The 15,842-nt window shown below is 54.3% G+C and carries 15 protein-coding genes and 1 tRNA gene; 6 read left to right on the top strand and 10 right to left on the bottom strand.

The features are described from left to right. Positions 1 to 43: 43 nt before the first annotated feature. Positions 44 to 292 (bottom strand): hypothetical protein, encoded by a 249-nt coding sequence (locus tag ABYV26_RS03015; protein ID WP_372678033.1) that lies wholly within the window; start codon positions 290 to 292, stop codon positions 44 to 46. Between the two features lie 51 nt (positions 293 to 343). After that, positions 344 to 2,236, bottom strand: coding sequence for a SurA N-terminal domain-containing protein (locus ABYV26_RS03010; protein WP_372678031.1), 1,893 nt, complete (start codon positions 2,234 to 2,236; stop codon positions 344 to 346). 159 nt (positions 2,237 to 2,395) lie between these two features. On the opposite strand from ABYV26_RS03010, the gene ABYV26_RS03005 reads away from it, so the two are divergent. Both ABYV26_RS03005 and ABYV26_RS03000 read left to right on the top strand, forming a co-directional pair. Further along, positions 2,396 to 2,575: a hypothetical protein gene (locus tag ABYV26_RS03005; RefSeq protein ID WP_372678029.1), complete on the top strand. Its 180-nt coding sequence runs from the start codon at positions 2,396 to 2,398 to the stop codon at positions 2,573 to 2,575. Positions 2,576 to 2,614: 39 nt separating this feature from the next. Beyond that, positions 2,615 to 2,690, top strand: a tRNA-Ala gene (locus ABYV26_RS03000). 433 nt (positions 2,691 to 3,123) lie between these two features. Here the strand turns inward: ABYV26_RS03000 and ABYV26_RS02995 are convergent. The 7 genes from ABYV26_RS02995 to ABYV26_RS02965 form a co-directional block, all read right to left on the bottom strand. Further along, positions 3,124 to 5,226: a CHASE2 domain-containing protein gene (locus ABYV26_RS02995; RefSeq protein WP_372678028.1), complete on the bottom strand. Its 2,103-nt coding sequence runs from the start codon at positions 5,224 to 5,226 to the stop codon at positions 3,124 to 3,126. A 34-nt stretch (positions 5,227 to 5,260) separates the two neighbouring features. After that, on the bottom strand, positions 5,261 to 6,730 hold the full coding sequence (locus tag ABYV26_RS02990; protein ID WP_372678026.1) for a cyclic nucleotide-binding domain-containing protein: 1,470 nt from the start codon (positions 6,728 to 6,730) through the stop codon (positions 5,261 to 5,263). Between the two features lie 33 nt (positions 6,731 to 6,763). Then, positions 6,764 to 7,705 carry a M48 family metalloprotease gene (locus ABYV26_RS02985; protein WP_372678024.1) on the bottom strand — a complete coding sequence of 314 codons (942 nt, stop codon included), beginning with the start codon at positions 7,703 to 7,705 and terminating at the stop codon, positions 6,764 to 6,766. Beyond that, positions 7,702 to 8,202: an SH3 domain-containing protein gene (locus tag ABYV26_RS02980; protein ID WP_372678023.1), complete on the bottom strand. Its 501-nt coding sequence runs from the start codon at positions 8,200 to 8,202 to the stop codon at positions 7,702 to 7,704. The genes ABYV26_RS02985 and ABYV26_RS02980 overlap by 4 nt, the downstream gene beginning before the upstream one ends. Before the next feature lie 29 nt (positions 8,203 to 8,231). Next, positions 8,232 to 8,693, bottom strand: coding sequence for a putative molybdenum carrier protein (locus ABYV26_RS02975; protein ID WP_372678021.1), 462 nt, complete (start codon positions 8,691 to 8,693; stop codon positions 8,232 to 8,234). Positions 8,694 to 8,784: 91 nt separating this feature from the next. Further along, entirely contained in the window at positions 8,785 to 9,177 is a 393-nt protein-coding gene (locus ABYV26_RS02970) for a response regulator (RefSeq protein ID WP_372678019.1), read from the bottom strand. A gap of 1 nt (position 9,178) precedes the next feature. Next, positions 9,179 to 9,448, bottom strand: a complete 270-nt coding sequence (locus ABYV26_RS02965; protein ID WP_372678018.1) for a Smr/MutS family protein — start codon at positions 9,446 to 9,448, stop codon at positions 9,179 to 9,181. 329 nt (positions 9,449 to 9,777) lie between these two features. On the opposite strand from ABYV26_RS02965, the gene aroB reads away from it, so the two are divergent. The 4 genes from aroB (at position 9,778) to ABYV26_RS02945 (ending at position 14,199) form a co-directional block, all read left to right on the top strand. After that, entirely contained in the window at positions 9,778 to 10,812 is a 1,035-nt protein-coding gene (aroB, locus tag ABYV26_RS02960) for a 3-dehydroquinate synthase (RefSeq protein WP_372678017.1), read from the top strand. Beyond that, on the top strand, positions 10,813 to 11,937 hold the full coding sequence (locus tag ABYV26_RS02955) for a DUF3524 domain-containing protein (protein ID WP_372678015.1): 1,125 nt from the start codon (positions 10,813 to 10,815) through the stop codon (positions 11,935 to 11,937). A gap of 175 nt (positions 11,938 to 12,112) precedes the next feature. After that, positions 12,113 to 12,637 (top strand): peptidylprolyl isomerase, encoded by a 525-nt coding sequence (locus ABYV26_RS02950; protein WP_372678013.1) that lies wholly within the window; start codon positions 12,113 to 12,115, stop codon positions 12,635 to 12,637. A gap of 92 nt (positions 12,638 to 12,729) precedes the next feature. Beyond that, positions 12,730 to 14,199 carry a leucyl aminopeptidase gene (locus ABYV26_RS02945; RefSeq protein ID WP_372678012.1) on the top strand — a complete coding sequence of 490 codons (1,470 nt, stop codon included), beginning with the start codon at positions 12,730 to 12,732 and terminating at the stop codon, positions 14,197 to 14,199. Positions 14,200 to 14,214: 15 nt separating this feature from the next. Here the strand turns inward: ABYV26_RS02945 and ABYV26_RS02940 are convergent, their stop codons facing one another. Then, the gene (locus tag ABYV26_RS02940; protein ID WP_372678010.1) at positions 14,215 to 15,585 is read right to left on the bottom strand and encodes an HDOD domain-containing protein; all 1,371 of its coding nucleotides are present in this window, start codon (positions 15,583 to 15,585) and stop codon (positions 14,215 to 14,217) included. Between the last annotated feature and the right edge of the window lie 257 nt (positions 15,586 to 15,842).

Here is a 15,842-nt window from a genome sequence, read left to right as displayed (position 1 = left end):
AAGCGGCTCTACCCCGGTAGGAAAGAGACGTTCAAGCTCACTCTCAGGGCTCCCGGATAAACGCCCACCAGATATAGAAGAAGAAAAATAACCATGCAGCGATGGCTGTCGCATACGCTTTCCAATCCGTTTTTCGCGAAGCCATGCCATTTTTGTTTATCTTCCCGACAGGGAGGTTGCACGACGGACAGACGTCCACGTTCAAGGGCATATACTCCATGCATTCCGGGCATTTTTTAGAAATATAGCCGGTAGGATTGCCGGAATCAAACGAGGCGCGTGGTGTTTTCATATCAACCTCATCTTAACGTGAGTAGGCGATGACAATGCTTTTGTCGACCCGCTATTCAAGATACGCTTTTTCTATGGCAACTTGGCTGTTCGATTTCCGTGAATCGATCCAATCCTGGATCACGGTTCTTTGCTTCTGTCGAAGGAGCATATCGCTGATACCGTCTTTCTCGGTTTCAAAACCGTCGGCTGCCGGTGATTTTCGCTCTGAAAGCCGCAACAGGAAAAAACCCGCACTTCCCTGCACAGGCCCATCGCTTGTGCTGCCGGATGAAGACAGCTGAAAGGCCGCTTCAGCGAATTTCGGGTCCGAACCTATCTCAGGTATGGTCGCATTGCGCGTAAACAAGCCGGTTTGCTTGACATTCACACCATGACTGGCGGCGCTTTCTTTGAACGTTTTTCCCGCACGTAGATCCGTTGACATGGCCTCCGCATCCTCACGCGCCTTGTCTGCCTGCAACTTCTTGGTCAGGTCATCTTCTACCTTGGCTTTAACTGCTTCCAACTCAGGAATGGCCGCGTCGATGGTCTCGGTGGGCTGGATGAGGTAATACCGGCCCCCGATATCCTGAATGTCGCTGATTTCGTCGACTTGGAGGGCAAAGGCGGCGGTTGCGAATGCACCTTTTTCACTGCCCAATGCATCCGGTCCCCGGCGGCTGAAGGCGCCGGTTTCAATCACGGCCAGCCCAAGGTTTTTTGCATTATCAACCAGGTCATCCTTTTCAAAACACATCTCGTAGAACTGCTCGGCCTTGTCGTAAGCTATATTTCGCGTTTTTCTGAGGGTCAGGGCCTCAATTATCTGATCTCGGCCTTCTTCGATCGTTCGCGTGGCGGCTTCTTCCACAGACTCGACCTTGATGACGTGCCATCCGAATTGTGTTTTTACCGGTTCGCTGATCTCGCCGGCAGCCATGGAAAATGCCTTGTCGGCAAAAGGCTTGACCATCTGCGACTGCTGGAACTTGCCCAGATAGCCGCCACGGTCTTTGGTGGGGCCTTCAGAATAGGTTTTTGCCAGTTCGGCAAAGTCCTCTCCGCCTTTGGCCATCTTGGAGATCTCTTCCGCCCGGGTTTTGGCAGCTTGGTCGGCGTCTTCGTCGGCCTGCGGATCCAGTTTGATCAGAATATGGCGAGCTTCTACGGTTTTTTCATTTTTGAACTCGTTGATGTTGGCATCATAGTAGTCCATGATTTCGTCTTGATCAACCTTGACCTGATCTTTATACGCTTCCGGGTCAAACACCACATATCGGGCTTTGACCATGGGGTCTGTTTTGTAGTTTTCTTTCTGGGCCGTAAAATAGGCGGCCATCTCTTCCGCCGAAGGCTTGATATCGCTATATCCGGCCGGTTCGAATAAAACGTAGTCGACGTTCACCGAGGTGTTTTGCCAGTCATACCACTGGCGTGCTTCCGCTTCGGAGATTTTGGCGGCACCAACGATGATCCGGGTAAGCTTCTCGCCCAATAAAACCTTTTTCTGATCCGCTTCAAACTCTTCCGGGGTGAGGTGGACTTGGGCAAGGATGTTTTGATAGCGTCGATTGTCGAAAGATCCGTTGTTCTGAAAAATGGCGGTGCTCATGATCGATTCGGCAACTTCGGTATCGGACACCCGCAGATCAAGCTTTTTGGCCTCCTGCAGGAGAATGGTGCGGTCGATCAGCTGGTCCAGGGCCTGTTTTTTGACATTGAGCATTTCAATCATGCCATCGTTCAAGCTGGATCCGAATCGCTGACGATATTGATCGATCAGGTTGTTGTAGGTGCGTCGGTATTCAACCACGGAGATGATCTCGTCGTTGACGACGGCAACCTTGGTCGCCTCCGGGGTGCGGAAACTGCCCACGCCCCAGAATACGAACACGATTACGATAGCGAACAGGATGACTTTGATCATCCAACTGCCGGCTTGTTTGCGCATCACACTGAGCATTCACAACCTCTTCTTTAGGCCATCTTCGCCGGATCGATGTCGATCAACGAATGGTATGGTGGTTTCGATCGGGTTCGGTCATCTTTCGGAGCGTCGAAACCTCGCTGTCTGTGACAGGCACCGCCGATCGCTGCCGTCGTGATGACCTAGGAGACTAAAATGTCTCATCTTTTCAAACGATTGACATTAAATGCTGCCGCGCATTTTGTCAACAGTTTACCGCTGCTGATTGATAGCGGGGAAAAACCCAGTGGCGGCGTTTGCGGCAACGGTGAATTCCCGGTCCACCCCTCGGCGGACGAACAGGACATGGCCATTGAACCCAAAAAAGGGCATTGACATAAAAAATCGTTTTTGTTAGGTTGCGTTTTCGTTTTCGGGGCTGTAGCTCAGCTGGGAGAGCGCATGACTGGCAGTCATGAGGTCAGGGGTTCGATCCCCCTCAGCTCCACCAAAGAAAAAATTCAGTGGTTTCAACGAATGAGGCGACCTTCCGGGGTCGCTTTTTTCGTTCATGACCCAAAAAAAACCGGGGGCCCCCGGTATCAAACGAAGCACCCCCTTGGCAGCGGGAGGCGAAGGGCGGCTAGTGCCCCCTTGAAAGGGGAAAGGCCCCCGCCAAGAGCAACGGTCTTTTCATCATCAGCGTGGTGCGATCCCTCCGTCTCTTGACGCTGCCCACCGGATGAGAGATACGTTCAGTCAGATCTTCCGATACGCCGTGGCCACGGCCGGGCCGAAGGCAATGCCGCCGCTGACTTTCGCGGAGCCTTGCCGCCGGCGCGATGTCAGCTTTACCGGTCACCTCCGATCGCCCACTGCAGCGACTTCAATTTCAATTGCGCTGCGGCGTGGAATTCGAACCGGCGTGGGGCGGTCGACCGCATTTACTTAGTCCCCATAACCCAAACACCCTGCCAATCCTTTGGTTTTTCCTTTACGATCGCGCGACATTTTTCAGCATAAGCCAGTGCGGCAGGATCGCGGTCTTCGATTTCGGCAAAAAACTTTTCCCCGAGGTCGATACGGCCTTGATAGAAAGCGGACAACCCGCGGCAGAAGGTTTCCAAAACCTTTTGGTTGGCTTCATAGGCTGCAGGCATCATGGGTTCATAAACCGTCACCGGCGCATTTCTCCCCACGACGGTCAGCCGGGCCAACTCCCGGGTTTTAAACTGCTGATCGACCAGTTCATAAGTAGACTGGGAAATCATGGTAAATGTGCCAAATTGTTTGTTGGCACCTTCCAGCCGGGCCGCCAAATTGACCGCGTCACCGATCATCGTGTAGTCGAAGCGGGTATTTGACCCTAAGTTGCCGACGACGGCGCTGCCCGTATTGATGCCGATGCGCATACGCAGCAGGGCGCCGGTTCGTTCATGATACACGGGCCGCATTTGAGTGAGCCTTTCCTGGCAGCGCAGCGCGGCCTTGACTGCTTTTACCGCGTGGTCGGAAATTTCCAGGGGGGCATTCCAGAAAGCGATAATCGCATCGCCTTCATACTTATCGATGGTGCCCCCTTCCTCGTGAATGATATTGGTCATCTCCGTAAGATAATCATTGAGTAGGGCGATCAACGATTCCGGATCCAGACGCTCGGATATGGTTGTAAAGCCCTGCAGGTCAGAAAAAAAGATGGAAATGACCCGTCGCTCTCCACCCAGTCGCAATCGATCGGGGTTGGCAATCAATTGGTCGATCACGGCTGGGCTGAGAAAATGCTTGAATGCCTTTTTTATGAAGCGTTTCTGGCGCCCCTCGGTAGTATAATTGATCATTAGAACAAGTCCAACGGTCAAGGCGATGGCGACCTCCGGAACAACGATTGGCAGCCAGAACCCTTTTAGATAGGCACCGAAAGCGAGCAGCACGGGTAATGAGATGAACAGCGAAATGGCACTAATACTGATTACCACGCTTTGCAAGAGGGATAATGAGACGGCACAGATCAAAGACAAAATGACCAGCGGGACAAGTACGGCCCAATGGGGTGGGTGGCGCATGAGATCGCCGGAAAGGACATTGTCGATCAAGGTGGCGTAAATCTCCACACCGGCGTAAACGCCCGATATCGGGGAGGGACGCAGATCGAATAGGCCCGGTGCAGAAAATCCAAACAGGACATATTTGTCCCGGAAGGCGTTTGGATCGTTGATATTGGGTCGTTCACCATTTAAGATTTGGATTTCTGATTGCAGCACTGCGGCGGCACTGTATGTTTTGTGGGTTCCAGAAGGCCCTCGATACCGTAAAATGGTGCGCCCCTTGGTATCGATAGGGATATCTATTTTGCCCACCTGCAGATGGTGCGGAGCGAAGGCCAGGGTCGTTTCCGGATTGGCTGCCAACAAGACTCCCAATCCAAGCGATGGAACCCATTGGTCGTCAAAAACCTTGAGCAGGTCTACTTTCCGGAAAATTCCATCCGGGTCCGGCGAAAGGCTGACATTGCACAACACTGCGGCTTGGCGCGCTATTCCTTCCACAGGGATGGAGGCTCGGGTGAAGGTGTGGATGGGATTCGCTTCGATAGGTTGCTGGCCTTCCGCGCCGAGAACAGTAAAAACGGGCCGGGGAACCGCCGCTGGCCAGGATGAATCGTTTCCGCTTTGATTGCTGAGAAAGGTTGCCAGTGCCACGCGGCCATAATCGGAGATGGCCTGGGCAAACGCCGCGTCGTCTTCAACGCCGTATTTGGATGGTTCGGTAAACAAAACGTCCAGAGCGAGGGCTCTGGCACCGCTTCGTCTACAAAAATTGACGATGGCGCCGTAAACCTCCCTGGGCCAGGGCCAGGCGAGTCCGTTTACCTCTTTGGCCCAATCCAGGCTATTTTGATCCAGCAGGATCAGGACAATATCCTTCGTGGCCATACCCGGTTCGGCCATCACCCCGACACGCCAATCCCAGGTTTTGGCCTCCCAGGCTTCCATCAGGCCGGATGGCGAAAGCACTATCGCCAGAACCACCCCTGCGATGCCGGCCAATAGTCCTCGCCCTATTTTTGTTGCGTTCATCATTTCAAATTTTAAAGAACGTCTTGATCCTGGAAATTAACCTGTTCGGGGTGGACGCATGGTCCGGTTTTCGGTTGGCTTCTTTGTCAAGATCCTGCTGACGTTGTGCCATTATCGTTCCCAATTTCTCACAAACTTGCGGATTAGATGCCAAAAACGTGGAAAAGAGCGCTTTGTCCACCCGGGCGACAGTGGCAAAATCCATGGCCTTGACGGTCGCCTTGCGCACTTCGCCGGTTAGAAGGCTCATTTCACCAAAAAAATCGCCGTCTTTGATGGTGGCCACCTTTTGGGTCCCTCCTCCTCCGTTCTCCAATTCCACATCGCATGCACCGCTCAAAATGATGTAGAGTGAATCACCGGTCGCGCCCTGGTGAACAATCGGTTCTCCGGATCCGAACTCTTGTATGGTGGCTTCCTCGGCAATTTTCTGCCGGTCTTCGGCGTTCAAGGCCTCAAACAGGGGAACCTTGTTCAGCATGTCGATGATCTTTACGGAAAGCTGCTGGCGCATCTTATGCTTGTAGCGCCGCTCGATGTGGGCATGCTGGGTGTCCCTGATGGGAAAGGGAATGTTGATCTTATTGCGCCTCAGGGCATACCAGAGCTGATCGTTGATATCCGCTTTGATCTGCGGGTGGTATAGATAGTTGGTATACCAAAAACGGATCTCGTAATTGATGGAAGAATCATCGAAGCTGATCAGCCGAACTTGGGGGCTTGGCGTGTTCAACACCTTAGGGTGCTGTTTTAATACGTCGATAATCACGTCCCTGACTTGGTTGGGCGGCGCATCGTATTCCAGTCCGATATTCAGCCGCCCGACCATACGACGATCCGGTTGGGTGTAGTTGGTCAAAATCCCGTTGGACAGTTCATTGTTGGGAAGGTAAATCAAGACGTTGTCGCGAGTGACGATCCGGGTCGACTTCCAGGTGATGCCCGTCACCCGTCCAGTAAAGGAGTTGTAGGTAATCCAATCGCCGATACTGAAGGGATGCTCCATCTGCAGTACCAAGCCGGAGAAAAAATTACCCAATGTGGTTTGGGCTGCCAGGCCGATCACAACCGTTAAGGCCGCCGAGGTGGTGATTAAACCCGCCAGGTCGACGTCTCCACGGGTGCGCAAAACAACGAAAAACAAGATGGCGTAGCAGACGAGAAGAATAAAATCCCTGGTAATATGAGGAATTTCAATCGCTTTCCATTTTTTTAAAGGCAATTCTATAACCAAGGCAAAGGTCAAGCGAACCACAGCCCAGGACAGGACGACGGAGTAGCCGACATCGATCCATTTTCCATATTCGGCGACCAGGGGCAGATGGCCGACAAATTGATCAATGGCGCGAATGGCAAAATACAGAATCAGCCAGCCCAATGGCAGGGCCGGTAGAAAGCGGGTCCGTTTCGAAAGCAGCATGTATACGGACAACAGCAGCGCGACGGCAACCATCAGCAAACCGGTACCAACCATAATCCTCCTCGATGGTGGATAGCTGAGTTAACGCTAAACCCCTGCAAGTGCTTTTTGAAACCGACGTTGTCGAGCGTCGGGAATCGAGCCGGGCGCACCCAGGGTCGACGAAATCTCGGCGATTCGGCTTTCGGGTGAAGGATGGGTTTTGGCAAAATCGATTCGCCCGGGCTTGAGCTGTTTTTCCATTTCCTTGAGCATGTCCACCAGCCCATGGGGGTCATAGCCCAGGCGCTTAGTGATGATTACGGCATCTAGGTCCGCTTGGTGTTCAAACTTTCTTGAGTATCCGTTGTTGATCAAGGTTTGGGTAATATCTGAGATTGATTGCTCAAAAGTTTCAGTAAGTTCAGAAAGTTCTTGGCCTCCGAACGTTTTTGTCCCCTCCAGCCCCAATGTGGTCAGGGCTGATGTGATACGAGATTTCTTGATGGCCTGCAGTCCGTGCCGATGCTGTACATGACCAATCTCGTGAGCCAACACGGCGGCGACGGCATCTTCGGTGTGGCAGCATCGCAGTATCCCCCGTGTGACAAACACCAAACCGCCGGGTGCGGCCAAGGCGTTGATTTCATCGGAATCCTGAATCATAAAGTGGTAACCCCCGAAGGTTTCCGGAAGGTCTGATGCTCTGGCCAAGCTCTGGCCAATGAGGTTGATATAGTCAGTCGCTTGTTTATTGGGATACGTGTTGTATTTTTCGAGGATTTGGGCGCCTACCGTGCGCCCGATGTAATACTCTTGTTCGGGGGTAATATCTTCGAAACTACGGGCTACAGCCTTGCCGCTTTTTTCGATGGATTGCGCCTGAGATTCGGTCAACATCCCTGTGGCGGAGCCAACCTTGGCCCCGATCGTGCTCACCGTTTCAAGTGTCTTGCAGCCGGAGAGCAACCCTGAAAGAGGGAGAATACCTACAGACAGTGGTACATAGCGCCCAATGGTTTTAATAAATCGACGTCGACTGGGATTCACTGTTGCGTACCTCCTTGGGGACTTACCCGACCCGCTTCGAGGAATTGTCGCATCTGGCTGTCAGATACGACGATCTTCTCCATTTGGTCGATCAACTTAAAATTCAATTGGGGGTTCTTCTCTTTAAATTCGCGCTCCACCTGTTCGTTAAAGCCCTTACCGGCCAGCGCGATTTCATCCCCGGTTGCCCCTTGGGAGACATCGGATGGACCCGCCGTTAAGACAATTTTTTTATGGGTCAGCGCTGAATCGTGTATCCAGCCCGACTGTTCTACTCCGGCGCGTCTAACCCTGGACCAGCCGTTTTTGTTGTCCACGGCTTCCACAAGATCCCCATAGGCGACCTTGGCGATAATCTTACTCATAAATGAGGGGGCCGATCGAATGGCGCCCTCTCTGATTTGGACACTTTTTGTGGCGGCTGCCATTGTAATTCCGGAAATCATCAGAAACACGGCGAGAACCAGTGGAAACCGCATCCGTTTTCTCAGGTTCATGGGCACGAATCCTCCTTTTCATCAGTTCATCATTGCAGGGTGTGGGTCATGATGTTGAAGGCGTCCATGTAGATGGCCGGATCATGGCTGGCACGGGGGCCGGCCACGTTGAGGGTCTCGATCCGGTTCATTTCAATCCAGGAGGCGATCAGCGACCCCGCATCCGATGGCCGTTGGCCCAGGGACAGGTCGATGTGAAGCAATTGCTTGCCGTGCTTCAATGCCATCTTGCGGGTATAGTCGGTGCCGCCTGTGGGGCTGCCGCGGGAGATGATCAGGGTGCCGTCTGAATCGAGCACATTTTTTTCCGTACGGGCCTCATAGCCATCCGAGTCGGTTTCCTGCAACTGATAGTGGGCGGGCACCGTGCCGTCTTCGGCCAGTCGGCCCTTGGGAGTCCACCCGCCGTGGGCGATACCCAGGCGCATGGCCACATCCAGGGCCGCCCGATCCACGCCGGTCTGTCCACCGGAAATAATCTTTTTCAACATGATCACGATATCCTTTGGTGTTTGCGGTTAACGGTTGCCGGACGTGGGGCGCCGCCGGGCCCCTGATCGTCATCCATCATGCCATATACCATCAGGCGGTCGGCTGAGAGTCCATTTTAAGGCTCAGGGCCCGGTTCAAGGCTGCTTTGATCTCCTCCATCGTGGCAGGCTTTCCGATTGCGCCGTCGAAACCGGCCCGTTCAAGCTGCTCGGGACTGTAGAGGTGCACATGGCCGGAAAAGGCGTAAATGCAGACTTCCGGCCGAATCTGCTTGATTTGCTCGCAAAGGTCCGTTCCATCCATCTCAGACATGATGAGATCAATAAAAATCAGGCAGAATGCATAATCTTTCACCATCTCCAGTGCCTGTTGCGGATTGTCGGTGGTCCTGGCATCGAAGCCGATTCGCCCAAGGACCTCCCGCATCATTTCCAACTGATCGGACTCATTGTCCACCACCAGGATGCTCCCTTTTTCGGCCATTTCACGTCCTTTTCAGTGTCACCAGCGTCGCCCCCCACCCCCCGGCATCGACCGATGCCGCTTCAAAGCCATGGACACGGGAATCCTTTTTCAGCCAAGCATGCACGCGCGAACGCATCACCCCACTGCCCTTGCCGTGAATGATACGCAGGTCATAGATGTTGGACTCCAGGCAGGCATCGATATAGTCTTGCATCAGTCCGTCGAGTTCGCCGGGGGCGAAGGTGTGGAGGTCAAGGACACCGTCGATGGGAACGACTACCGGATCCATGGGGGTCTCGCAGTTGCTGGTTGGATGCGTCAATGTGGCTATTACACCTGACGGTTGAGCATCAGCATAACCCAAACCGGGGCAAGGGGCAAGCCACGAAGTCGCCCCCGCCGCTGCAAAAAACACGACAAGACCCTACTGACAACCGGTTTACCGGTGGTTTTTCAGCTGAAGGGGCAGGGCGCATGGGTTTGTCAACGGCTTTCGGGTTTGGCTTTTCCATCTGATTTGACTGTGATATGAGACATGCTATCGATCGAAATGAATTGCGCCCGTGGCCACGTCCGGGGTCGCCTGCGACCCTGAATACATCTAACGGTGGTGAGGTTATGAAAAAATTGCTGGTTCGAGCGGCCTCCGGTTCCTCTATGATTCTGGTCGGGGAGTCGATTGACAACCTGAAACCCTACCTAGACGGGCGACCCACCGTGATCATTACCGACAGCACGGTTGCCAGGCTTTACCAAAAACAGTTTCCCGCCTGCCCGGTCATTGCTATCGATACGGGTGAGCAGATCAAAACCCTGGAGACGGTAGCGACCATTTTCACTCAACTGGTGGAGATGGAGGCGGACCGATCCTCTTTCATCCTGGGCATCGGCGGCGGCATTGTCTGCGACATCGCCGGATTCGTCGCCTCTACCTACATGCGGGGCCTACCCTTTGGCTTTGTTTCTACCACGTTGCTGTCCCAGGTCGATGCCAGCGTAGGGGGCAAAAATGGCGTGAACTTCGGTGGGTACAAGAATATGGTGGGGGTCTTCAATCAACCCGAGTTCGTCGTCTGCGACATGATGCTGCTCAAAACCCTGCCCTCTCGGGAGATCCAGTGCGGCTTTGCGGAGATTATCAAGCACGGTGCCATCGCGGATGGCCGCATGTTGGATTTTTTAGAAAATCAGCGCGATGCCGCCCTGGATGTGGACAGCGCCATCGTCGAGCATCTGGTTTATCGGTCGGTGGAGATCAAGGCCGGGGTGGTCACGCGTGACGAACGGGAGCAAGGGGAACGGCGCAAGCTGAACTTCGGGCACACCTTCGGTCACGCCATAGAAAAACTAACCGGCATCCCTCACGGCGAGGCCGTGGGTATCGGCATGGTGCTGGCCGCCACCTTGTCCGTACAAAAAGGACTGCTGGCTCCCACGGATGCGAGGCGCCTCGAACGGATCGTCGAGAGCTACGGGTTGCCCGTTCGACCACCGGTGGACGCCCAATCCATGCTTGCGGCGATGCGAAAGGACAAAAAGCGTGAAGGGGGTCGAATTCATTTTGTATTTCTCGACGCGTTGGGCAGTGCCCGCGTGGAGGAGATCCCCTTCGAGGAACTCCATCGACTGGTTGCTGCAGAGAAGATGGGTTAAGTGGGGCAGCAGATGCGTTTTCTCTTTCTGGAACCCTTTTACGGCGGTTCCCATCGAGATTTTGCAAAAGGCCTTGCGGCCCATTCCCGCCATGACATTCAATTAGCGACGTTGCCGGCGCGATTCTGGAAATGGCGCATGCGCGGTGCGGCGCTTCATTTTGTTCAAACCATCGGCGACTTGGCGTCGTTTGACGGAATCATCACCACCGGACTGATGAGCCTGGCTGATTTCATGGCGCTTTGCGGAGAACACCGCCCCCCGACGATGGTTTATTTCCACGAAAACCAGCTCACTTATCCGCTGGCCCCCGGTGAGCAGATGGACCTGCAATTCGGTTTCACCGACATCACGACGGCCCTTTGTGCGGATCGGGTTCTGTTCAATTCACGTTTTCATTTCGATCAATTCTTTTCCATGCTTCCAGGATTTATCGGCCAGATGCCGGAGTTCAAACCCCGGTGGGCCGTTGATGCCATCCGGAATAAAGCCCGCGTTCTTCACCCGGGATGCCGCTTTGATGATGCCTCGCTGGATCTTGCGCCGTTGCATCCGGGGCCGCCGCTGGTCGTCTGGAACCACCGCTGGGAGTTTGACAAGAATCCGGAGGCATTCTTTGACGCCCTTGACCGGGTCGACCGAATGGGGATTGATTTCAGACTGGCCCTTTTGGGTGAGAATTATCAGTCGGAACCAAAGGCGTTTCTCGAGGCGAAATTCCGCTTTGGCGACAAGATCGTTCAATACGGGTTTGCGCAATCCAAGGGCGAGTATATGGACTGGCTCAGAAAGGGTTTCGTCGCCGTGAGCACTGCCATCCAGGAGAATTTCGGCATCGCCATGGTTGAGGCCATGCGCCAGGGCTGCCTGCCGCTTCTGCCGCACCGGCTATCCTACCCGGAGATCCTTCCCAAAGAGTTTTACGGCGCCTTCATGTATCGTGACGATGATGACCTGGTGGTAAAACTGGCCGACATGTTGCGCCACCCGGAACGCTATACCGTGCATCGGCCGGTGCTGGCCGACATGATGGCACGGCATGCCTGGTCATCAGTCATCGACCAATACGACCGGGAACTGGAACTACTGACGGAAGGTCCGAGGACGAGGTTTGATGGCCGATGATGAGCGACTGAAGACGGTGGCCGCCGATGGGTATTGTGTCCTCAGCCTTCTGTCCCCTGACTTCCGTCTATCATTGACACCATAGGTGGATGCTCCTATATTGTCCGCATTGCGAAGCAATCTGCCCCACGCCCCCCAAGGCGTGTTTTTTCATTTATTGCACAAGGAGAAATCGATGTCGAACCAGAAGGAGAGCTACAAAGAAAAAATCGATCGGGCCACGGCTGTATTCGAAACCAATATGGGCACTTTCGAGGCAGAGCTGTACGCCAAAGAGTGCCCCGAGACGGTGTGGAATTTCATCAACCTGGTCGAAGGCCGGCAGGAGACGGCCAGGGGGGGGAACTATTATGATGGCCTGGGCTTTCATCGGGTCATTCAAGGATTCGTTATCCAGGGTGGCTGCCCCTTCGGCAACGGCACCGGCGGTCCGGGCTACCAGTTCAAAGATGAGTTTGACCCCACGCTCAGGCACGATGGCGCCGGTGTACTGTCCATGGCCAATGCCGGACCGGGCACCAATGGCAGTCAGTTCTTCGTGACCCTGGCTCCCACGCCCCATCTAAACGACCGCCATTCGGTGTTTGGCAAGGTGACCGAAGGGCTTGACATCGTGATGAAAATCGGCGCCGTTGCCACGGGGCCCATGGACAAGCCCAAAGATCCCGTTATCATGAAAAGGGTCACCATACGTCGATAATGTCGTTGATTATGGAATAACCGCCCGTCCCATCAGGGCGATTCAATGCCTGCCCCGTCCTACAGGAAAGGCGGGCTGCAAAGAGGCCATGCATGCTCGAAGTCAAAGCCGTCAATTTAAAACGCGTCAAGGTGGACACCCTGGTGGTGCCCGTATGCGAAGATCGCGACATCCATACCGACAAGTTGTTGACCTCACTCGTCGGTGGTGCAAAGGCATTCGCAGAGTTCAAGGGGAAAAAGGGTGAGGTAATCACCTTGTTCCAACCTGCTGAAACCCGCATTGCCCGCGCTGTCTTTTTCGGGCTCGGCAAAGCCGAAACGTTGAACGGCGAATCTTTCAGAGCATTTTCGGGAAACGCGGTGAAGTTTTGCATCAATGCAGGCCTGTCTGCCATGACGCTTGCTACGCCGTCTGCCACGGATCTGACCATCAATGCCGAAACCCTTTTCGGATCGCTGATGGAGGGGGCCTGTCTGGGTAATCACATCTTCGATCGGTACAAGAAGGAAAAAGAGAAAATACCGGTCAAAAAGGTGGTGCTTATGGCCACTGCCGCCCAGAAAAAGGCATATTCCAGCCTGGTCAACTCCGTGGCGGCCGTTTGCGGCGCCAGTCTAAAGGCCAGGGAGTGGGTGACCACCCCATCCAACGACAAGCGGCCGGAAGCCTTTGCCGACATGATCCGCAACGCCGCCCGTGCGACGGGGTTGAAGACCCGCATCATGGACGACCAGTGGTTGGAAAAGCAGCAATTCGGCGCCATGTTGGCGGTGGGGCAGGGCAGCAGCGCCAAACCCCGTCTGGTGGTCATGGAATATTCACCCAAAGCGCCAAAAAAGACGATTGTGCTGGTCGGCAAGGGGGTCACCTTCGATTCGGGCGGGATCAACCTGAAGCCTTCAGGCAGTATCGAAACCATGAAAATGGACATGTCCGGGGCCGCCGCCGTCGCCGGTGCCATGCTGGCCGTGGCCCACCTTAAACCGGACGTCAAGGTGGTGGGAGTCATGCCTATCGTGGAAAACATGCCATCGGGGACAGCCATCCGGCCAGGGGATATCATCCGGTCCTATGCGGGTAAGACCATTGAAATCGGCAACACCGACGCCGAAGGGCGGTTGATTCTCATAGACGCCATGGCCTGGGCTATCAAGCAATACCGGCCGGACACGCTGATCGATCTGGCAACCCTCACCGGGGCCTGCGTCGTCGCCCTGGGTGAGAAAATCGCCGGCGTATTCTCCAAAGATCAGCAGCTGGCTGAGGCCATCGTCGCGGCTGGTGAAAGAACCCATGAACGTTGCTGGCAACTGCCCCTGCCCGAGGACTACAAGGAATTGCTTAAAAACGATTTTGCCGACTTGAACAACGTCAGCAGCGGCCGCTGGGGCGGCGCCATTACCGCGGCGCTGTTTCTCTCCGAGTTTGTCGGCGACACCCGCTGGGCGCACATCGACATTGCCGGGCCGGCCTGGGCCAAAAAGGCGTCGGATTACTGCGGGGCTGGCGGTACTGGTTTTGGGGTGCGCTTGCTGTGCGACGTGATCGGGAAGATCTGAGATCGGATGGCAGCATCATGAAAATACTTTTGAATTCTCCAACTTGATTTCAAGTTCGGCCATATCGACCTCAGAGAATTCAAAATAATCGGCTTCAGGCGTAACCACAAGGACACACGGCTCAACCCCTTTAAGACCGATGCCCATGCTGTTGGTCGTTTTGTTTGCCAGCCTGACCATCATCATCAGATCGTCATTCTTTTTCAGGTCAGCCTTGTGGTGGTCACGGGCAATGCTGCAATAGTGGTCTGGCAGGTTCCAGGTTCGAAGCAGTGCATAGCCGTAAACGGTATGGTAGTTATCCATCACTTCTTCAAGCAGATCGCCGGAAGGGTGCTGCTTGATGGCGCCAGCGCGTTTTATCTCATCGGTGGTCGTTAAAATGAGCAGTTTGCCAATGTCGTGAAGCAAGCCGGCCGTGAACGCCTCTTGTGACTTGGCTGGCAATCCAGAACGATTGGCGACCCACTGCGCACTGACTGCGCATCCCACCGAATGGCGCCATAGGTTCTGCATCATTTTATTGATGTAAGGGTCTTTGGACTGGAACGTCCTTTTTTGTGTCACCAGGATGGCAATGTTGGCAACTTCTCGGCTGCCCAACCGGACGATAGCCGCCCGCACCGTAGAAACCTGTTTGATCCCCTTGTAGAAGGCGGAGTTGGCGATGCGTAAGACATGACTGGTCAGTGACGGATCACAGGTAATCATTTTTTCGATTGCGTCCGTGTCCGGATCGGTTTTGGATGCCTCCTGCTGAATTTTGAGGCCGGTGGCATCGAAGGCAGGCAATACGGCCTTTTTGCTGGTCAGGTAAGATTTGAAGGCTTCAAGAAACGAAGTCGCTTCAGCTGCCGGCGCTTCGACGATATTGCCCGGGGTTTCACCCTTCAGGGCAATGCGGTAGATCCGGACCGGTTCTGCAATGTTTTTTACCGTGTGCGCCCCCATGTATTCAAAACCGTGGCCCACTTTATTTTTCACCTGGTTGTAAACGTCGCCGGAAATGCTGATGCCGCCTGGGTCGGCAAGGCTTTCAATCCGTGCGGCGATGTTAACCCCTTCACCATAAATACGGCCGTCCTTATGGATAATGTCCCCCAGGTTTATTCCAATACGGAAAAACATCCGCCGGTTTTCTGGGAGTCCAGCATTTCGCGTACCCAGGGTTCCCTGGATTTCAAGGGCACTGTTGACGGCATTCAGGGCGCTGTTAAAGTCGGCCAGGATATTGTCGCCTGGGGAATCGACGATGCGCCCCTGGTTTTTTTCAACCACCGCGGTGAAGATTTTCCTGTAGGCGGTAATGGTGTTGACCGTATGTTCCTCATCCTCCCCCATGAGCGTACTGTAGCCTTTGACATCTGCACTTAAGACCGCTGTCAATTTCCGTTGTGTTCCTTCTGCAGCCATCGGGCACCTTTAAGACATTCATTCGTGCGATCAATGGCCAGACCCCAGTCAGCAGTGGTCTGGCAGGCATCAAGGGGTGCATGTATCGGGTTTTCGGTGTGACGGCACGCCAATTATGAAAGCAGGAGAACCATGTGGAAACCCCATCGCGTTAACTAAAACTTTTGGTTGCGGTGGTCAAGCAAGATTTCCCTGAGGTGCCTTTGAAATGCTTTCGGCGAACAATAGAT

The sequence above is a fragment of the Desulfosarcina sp. genome (assembly GCF_041551955.1).
Taxonomy (GTDB): Bacteria; Desulfobacterota; Desulfobacteria; order Desulfobacterales; family Desulfosarcinaceae; genus Desulfosarcina.
The sequence above is the reverse complement of the archived record's forward strand: the minus strand, read 5'-3'. Positions and strand labels throughout refer to the sequence as shown.

Coding starts and splice junctions, on each gene's coding strand:
- ABYV26_RS02950 (WP_372678013.1), top strand. CDS start 12,113: ATGTCGAACCAGAAGGAGAGCTACAAAGAAAAAATCGATCGGGCCACG.
- aroB (WP_372678017.1), top strand. CDS start 9,778: ATGAAAAAATTGCTGGTTCGAGCGGCCTCCGGTTCCTCTATGATTCTG.
- ABYV26_RS02975 (WP_372678021.1), bottom strand. CDS start 8,693: ATGTTGAAAAAGATTATTTCCGGTGGACAGACCGGCGTGGATCGGGCG.
- ABYV26_RS03005 (WP_372678029.1), top strand. CDS start 2,396: ATGTCTCATCTTTTCAAACGATTGACATTAAATGCTGCCGCGCATTTT.
- ABYV26_RS03015 (WP_372678033.1), bottom strand. CDS start 292: ATGAAAACACCACGCGCCTCGTTTGATTCCGGCAATCCTACCGGCTAT.
- ABYV26_RS02970 (WP_372678019.1), bottom strand. CDS start 9,177: ATGGCCGAAAAAGGGAGCATCCTGGTGGTGGACAATGAGTCCGATCAG.
- ABYV26_RS02980 (WP_372678023.1), bottom strand. CDS start 8,202: ATGAACCTGAGAAAACGGATGCGGTTTCCACTGGTTCTCGCCGTGTTT.
- ABYV26_RS02990 (WP_372678026.1), bottom strand. CDS start 6,730: ATGGTTGGTACCGGTTTGCTGATGGTTGCCGTCGCGCTGCTGTTGTCC.
- ABYV26_RS03010 (WP_372678031.1), bottom strand. CDS start 2,236: ATGCTCAGTGTGATGCGCAAACAAGCCGGCAGTTGGATGATCAAAGTC.
- ABYV26_RS02945 (WP_372678012.1), top strand. CDS start 12,730: ATGCTCGAAGTCAAAGCCGTCAATTTAAAACGCGTCAAGGTGGACACC.
- ABYV26_RS02965 (WP_372678018.1), bottom strand. CDS start 9,448: ATGGATCCGGTAGTCGTTCCCATCGACGGTGTCCTTGACCTCCACACC.